Here is a 6,524-nt window from a genome sequence, read left to right on the forward strand (position 1 = left end):
TGCTTTGGATGAAGAGACAAGCTTTCCTTATCGTCTGCGCCGCTTTTTCGCTGCTGGCGTTCTCCATCGCTCCACATGCGCGAGCGGCGTCGCTTCCTGAGGGAAACGCACCTTTCCATCAGCCGCAGGGAGAGCAGGATATAGCCACCGTTCTGCGTATCCTGGCGAAAGATATCGGCGTTTCGATCAATATAGACAGCGCAGTTCAGGGACGACTCTATCGGCAGGCAAAGCCGGATGGATCGGCGCGTGCCTTTCTCGACGATATTTGCACGCAATTCGGCCTTGTGCAGTATTTCGATGGCCAGACGCTTTATATCACGCCCTCCGACAAGCTCCGCATCGAGGTTTTTACGTTCGAAAAATACGATGTGGAAACCGTCATTGGCGCACTCAAGCAGTTCGATCTCTATGAACCGCGGTTCACGCATAAATATCTGAAGCATGGCAAAATACTGCTGGTGCGAGCCCCCGAGCCCTACTTGAAAGTCCTCAAACAGACGTTCGACGCGCTGGAAAAGGTCGATCCCCTAAAGGTGACGGTCTTGCGCGGATCATCGGGCATGCCGGGGCTTCCATACGCTGGGCCCGTTCCGCCAATCCACCCCGACGTTCTGCAGGTCCCCCAACCGTGATAAACAAGTTCACGAGATTTCTTAACGTAGCAGCCCGTGAAAAGGATTTCTTCCTCGTCGTGTTGCTTGCGCTCGTGCTGGTGATGCTGATTTTGCCGCTGCCCGAATTTGTCATCGATATTCTGATTACGACAAATATCAGCGCGGCAATTTTGATATTGCTGACATCGTTCCAATTGCTCTCTCCCGCCCAATTTTCGACCTTTCCTACCATCCTCCTTCTGACCACCTTGTTCCGGCTTTCCATTTCGATAGCCACGACGCGGCTTATCCTGATGGACGGCAGCGCCGGCGAGATCATAAAAACGTTCGGTGAGGTAATGGTCGGCGGCAATCTCGTGGTCGGCCTCGTTATTTTCCTGGTTATTTCGCTGGTTCAATTTCTGGTCATCACCAAAGGTGCAGACCGTGTTGCAGAAATCGGTGCGCGGTTTGCTCTGGACGGCATGCCCGGCAAGCAAATGAGCATCGACGCCGATGTCCGCGCCGGAAATCTCGATCTGTCGGGCGCCCAGCAAGCGCGCCAAAATCTGGAGCTCGAGGCCAAGCTGTTCGGCTCGATGGACGGCGCGATGAAATTTGTGAAAGGCGACGCAATTTCGGGCTTGGTCATCACGGTGGTCAACCTCTTGGGCGGAATCACCATCGGCTCCTTTCAACGCGGCCTTCCGATAGGCGATGCCCTTCATCTCTATTCGTTGATGACCATTGGCGACGGCTTGGTTGCACAAATCCCGGCCCTTATGATTTCCATAGCGGCGGGCAATATCGTGACCCGTATCGCCAACCCGGAAGCTCTTAATCTGGGAACCGAAATCACGAAGCAAATCTTTGACAACAAGAAAACACTTATTGTCGCGGGAGTGCTCATCGCACTTTTCGGCCTTATTCCGGGTTTCCCCACGCTCATATTCTTCGCCGTCGCCGCAGCTTTGGGCGGCGGGCTCTATTTTACCATGCGCCGGGACCGCACCATGATAGCCCGCGCCGAACGAGACTGGATTTTTAAACAAATGGTGCTTGCCGAAACTTGCAAAAAAATGGCGAAAGCGACCGGCGTCAAGGAGGCGGTTATGCTTATCCTGCCTTCTTCCATAACAAGCATCGACGTCTCATACTTCTCGAGGGTGCTGGAAGAGATGCAAGCAAACCTTGAAAAAGAATTCGGCGTCCAGATGGGGTACTGGACATTCGAAATAGGGCAGGAAAAAGAGCTTTACCAGATATTCATAAAACAGGAACTCGCGGGGAGCGGAAAATTTGATCCGGGCGCGATATTCATCAAGGCGAACCCGAGTTATCTTCAGGAAATGGGAATACCGTGCCTGGCTGATTTCGGTGCGCGAGAGGGCGCGCTCGTCGACGCAACATACAGTGAGAAATTGCAGGAAGACGGTGTGGAGTTCTGGTCGCCGTGTGAGCAGTTTTTTATGCACGTCCAGGATGCAGTTATCAAACGTCTGGAAGTCTTCGCGGATTTTCAGAATACCTCCGATCTGTTGCTTAGGGTGCAGCGCGGCAATCCGGCATTAATTCATGATTTGCGCGAGGCGCTATCGAACCACGCGATCAGCCAGATTCTGCGGTTCCTGTTGCGGGAGCGTATACCGCTCACGAGCAGCACGCGAATATTGGAGGCTATGCTCCTGTGGGCAAGCAGGCGGCCGGACCCGCTCTACGTTCTACAGAAAGTTCGTCGTGAAATAGGAGATGTCATTATACGGCGGTTTGCGCCGGAGGGCTTTTTGCCGGTCATGGTCGTCGCTCCAATGCTCGAATCCTTCATACGCGAAGGTATTCGCAATACCGAAGAGGGGACTTTCCTGGTTGTCGAACCTTCGATCTGCCGGCATATTACCGATAAGGTGCGCGAAATCATCGGCTATGACTATAAAAAAGGCCAGCACCCTGTTCTGATTGCGCAACAGGATGTCCGGCATACCCTTTTCAATATACTTCACGAGCATGGTATCTATTTGCCGGTGTTGGCTTATCAGGAGGTATCGCCGGAAACCGTGGCATATCCGGTTGGCTATATTTCCGTCGAGCCGGATTAGTTTCCTTGAAATTAATTCCCCATCACACCGAACGGGCCTTATAAGTATTTTCGATTATCAAATCGCACCCACACCCTCTCTAATAGGATCGCCCCCACGTCACGAGAAGCCGTGACCCTTATCGGCGGCTATATCTGGGAGGACCACGCGCATATGAGCCCGATTGACCCCATTGTACCACGATCCATTTTCTTCAGGCCTTTCGACACGTCTGATGCGCCTAGTCCATCCCAGCGAAGCGATCGACCGGTTGAGCAGACGCGGCAACGCCAGCCATCCACGGGGGGCACCGCAGCACAAAGTCCTCAGATAGACGGTGCCCCGGCAGTGCCTGTACTGACGCGGCAGCCGGAGGGCGTGGAGCTGCCACGGCCGCAGTCGTTGAATGATATGAATTATGAGCCGAACCCGGTGCAGCTCGGCGAAGTGCTGCAGCAACTTCGCCAGATAGTGGACTTATCTCGTTTAGGCGGCAGCGATGAAGCGAGACAACTCGCTGATTGCCTCAATGCGACACGAGACATGTGTGTGGCTGCCCATGCAATGAAGAGGGATCTGGTAGGGGAAGAACACCTGCTGGTCGTCGATACCATGCGCACTGCGGCCAAACTGTCGGGAAGCCTCAAGGATCAGGCGAGCGACCCGAGATCAGTCCAAAGATATGACCAACTGCAAAGGCTCTTTACGGAGTTGAAACGCTTCCATCTCGCACATGCCGCCCCGACCCTCATTCATGAAGGGGCGGATAGGGAGATAAAGCGAATCCCCTCCGCCGTTCGCGATGACTTCGAAAACAACCGACTCGGACGTAGCCTCGTCACGAAAAAAGAGGCGTCGGTGGGCGGCTCCCCAATCGCTCTTTCGGCTCCCGTTAAGGCGATTGGATTTGAGATAAAAATCAAGTCGCAAAAGACGCATAGTATAGATGACGATAGTGACGTTCTCGTCACCAGGCTGAGAGGCGGGGAGGTGAAAGCGACGATCGGAATAGAGGATGCCAACTTCGGGGCTGGCAAGGTCAACTCCACGGTTGGAGCGAGCGGCTCGGTAATGGGGGGGACGACAAAGGTATTCGGCAAATTCGAGAATATGGAGAAAAGCGAACTGTTTCGCCGAGCTAACGCGCGGGGTGTCGGGAGTTTTTTAAACCCCCTGAAATATACGAACAGGGAGAGCGCGCGTAAGTTGTATAGATTGGGCCGCGAAGTTCAAAATACGGTGAGCCGGACTCCTGGCCACGATCCAGATGCCCCCTTGGGCCTGCGCGAGCAGAAAATTCTAAAAGGAATAGCCAGCCAGGAGGCAATCAGGGGTATCGTCCGGGAGATTGCGGACCAGCATCTTATGGACGTTGTGGACCGGGCCTATATGCCGGTGTCGGAATATTTGCGAACTCAGACAGACAATCCAGACGCCCTCGCGCCCAACCTGCCGAAAAATATAATCGGCGAGATAAATCCTCCGCCATCCGCCAGCGGCCCCAGATGGGCCTTCGAAGCGAAGATTGCGGCCGATGCCGGAGGGACGGTAAGGGCACTTACAAAGTCGTTGCCGGTTGCCGGAGATGCGAACGCGGGGGAAATCGGGCTGGCCGGCTCCCTGGCAGGCGGTTATCGAAGAGACCGTATCGCTCTGGAGAGGCACAGGACAAGCTGCGAGCTTTTAAACCCGGATTACACAAAGAATCTCAGGACCTCCCGAGATCTTCTCGATAGCATTATCGCGGCGCGTCCTGAAGGGATCGCCAACCAGACCATTGCAAAATTGCAAGATCGTCCTGAAACTTTTCGCGAAATCAAGGGCAGGATAGATGAATTGCGCAATCGGTATATCGATTTTATCCAGCTGGAAAACAATAGAGCGCCCCGGATAATACAGTATAATGACATGGACGCTTATGCAGAGATAAATAGGTTGGTATGGAAAAAAAATTACCTTCCAGCTGCGATTAGACAAAATCCAGATGAATTTATAGCGCGAAGCTATAATGAATTCAGCATTGCCCTTGGAAAACTGGGGGTAGACCTCGCGGAAATGAAGAAAGAAAATCATAACTCGCCAGATAGAGTTTCTGTGAACGATATAACAGAGGCGGATAAGGCCTTTAACGCTACCAAGGAAATACTCGAAGCGAAATATCTTAAGATGACAGATGAAGCTTTGTATAAATATAGCAGTTTGGCAGCGGAAGTGAAATGGTGGAAGAGCTCAAGATTTGTTGAAGGGAAGGCCAGCGTTCCACTCATCGCATCCCTGGGCGATAATAAAGCCGGTCAGATCAAGGCTGGTACGGCATGGGCATTGTCGGATGTATCGGATCATCCGGATCCACTCCGGAGAGGAACTTTCGGAGAGATCAAAATATCGCTTGATGTGGCTACGCTGGGCAACCTTGTGGACCTTCTTCGCCGGGAGAAGGTGGGTGAGAGGGAAGCCAGCATAATCAAGGAAGATGTTCTTAAAATTGCATCCAGACTTTCATCCACGGAGGGCTCGACTGGAAAGGCTGTGTCGTTGCTTTATCGTAAGGCACCTGCGTACGATAGGGCTGTACCGCCCGAATTTCAGTTGCAGCGTGCCGCAATAGTCGATTCCGTCACAAACGGCACATCGATCAAACTGGGTAAACACATTCCTGTTACATTAGGACTTTCCAACACCCATACGGTGGAGTCATTGGAACATTTTGAAATGGGCAAAGACCTCGGGATTCATGTGATGCAATATCGGCATCTGGAAGATAATATATTAAACCCCGCGCGGGCGCGTGATCAAAATAGCCCCGATTATCAAGCCCGATTCCTGGGCCGAGAAGATCTCCTGGAGAAATATTTCTCAAACGATAGCATCGAGAAAATCGTGGAAATGTTTCAAAATTTCGCGACCGGCGCCCGGTTCGCACCGGCGGACCGTTACGCGTCCACCGGTGAGTTTCCGCGTTTTGACCAAGAGCCTTTTACAACTGTGTCACAGAACCTCCCGGCGGCGGAACAATTCGCTCCAGGTTCGCAGAATGATATCCACGCCAGGCTTTCTAAAAACCTGCTGGGCGACTTGAAGGATAGATGCAGGGAGCATCCGTTCAATTTTCCCGCAATTCGGGAACGGATGTTTCCGACGCTTCAGGGGCGGATGAGAGCGTTGTGTGAACGAAGGGGGAACGCTCCCAGTGTTTTTGATACCTATGTGGAAATCATCGATACTTGCAAAAAGTTGAGCGACGGCGCCAAAACCGCTTCGGGATATACGACAGGGCTCCGCTCAACCGCAAGAAACATACCATTAAGACCGGTCGCGGGGGGCGCCCCTGAGGCACCCCGACCACTGCGGTAAATAAGCGAATGGAAGAGGTCGCGCCGACCGTTATCCTAAATACCCTTGGCCGCGACGTGGCGATTTTGCCTCCGGATAACCCCGAAAAGACGATGTGAATTTGGAAGCAGGCCAGGAAGACTCCCTACGGATATATTGTGAAGCGGCTACCGGTCATTTGGCAAAGTTGAACCGCGCCGGGTTTGCCGGAGGCTCCAACTTCTGAGAAACTGGAGCCGATATGAGCAAGACAACGAACAAGTTTTCCCCTGAAGTCCGTGAGCGTGCCATCCGTATGGTGCTGGATCACGAAGCCGAGCATCCGTCGAGGTGGGCTGCTGTTTCATCGATTGCGGCCAAGATCGGCTGCTCGTGACCTGAGACCCAACTTCCCTCCATTTTTCGGGAGAGTCTTGGGTTTTTAATCTGGCCTCATGCGGCCTGTTTTTCCATAGCCATCTTCATTGCGAACTCTCCGGGTGTGATGTTGCCCAGCGACGAGTGGGGTCTGTTCCTGTTG

At 53.0% G+C, this 6,524-nt stretch carries 3 protein-coding genes and 1 pseudogene; all 4 read left to right on the forward strand.

Translation table 11 applies throughout. The features are described from left to right. Positions 1–8: 8 nt before the first annotated feature. Complete coding sequence (locus ACOWVG_RS18695) at positions 9–635, forward strand: hypothetical protein (RefSeq protein ID WP_420963882.1); 627 nt, start codon at positions 9–11, stop codon at positions 633–635. Continuing rightward, positions 632–2,692 (forward strand): FHIPEP family type III secretion protein, encoded by a 2,061-nt coding sequence (locus ACOWVG_RS18700; protein WP_420963883.1) that lies wholly within the window; start codon positions 632–634, stop codon positions 2,690–2,692. Before ACOWVG_RS18695 ends, ACOWVG_RS18700 begins: the two co-directional genes overlap by 4 nt. A 327-nt stretch (positions 2,693–3,019) precedes the next feature. Further along, positions 3,020–6,025: a hypothetical protein gene (locus ACOWVG_RS18705; RefSeq protein ID WP_420963884.1), complete on the forward strand. Its 3,006-nt coding sequence runs from the start codon at positions 3,020–3,022 to the stop codon at positions 6,023–6,025. 220 nt (positions 6,026–6,245) lie between these two features. Then, positions 6,246–6,377: pseudogene (locus ACOWVG_RS18710) on the forward strand (IS3 family transposase); the annotation flags it as partial. Positions 6,378–6,524 lie beyond the last annotated feature (147 nt).

The sequence above is a fragment of the Brucella sp. IR073 genome, assembly GCF_049065735.1.
Classification (GTDB): Bacteria; Pseudomonadota; Alphaproteobacteria; order Rhizobiales; family Rhizobiaceae; genus Paramesorhizobium.

Excerpts from the sequence above, each read along its gene's own strand:
- ACOWVG_RS18695 (WP_420963882.1), top strand. The coding sequence starts at position 9 with ATGAAGAGACAAGCTTTCCTTATCGTCTGCGCCGCTTTTTCGCTGCTG.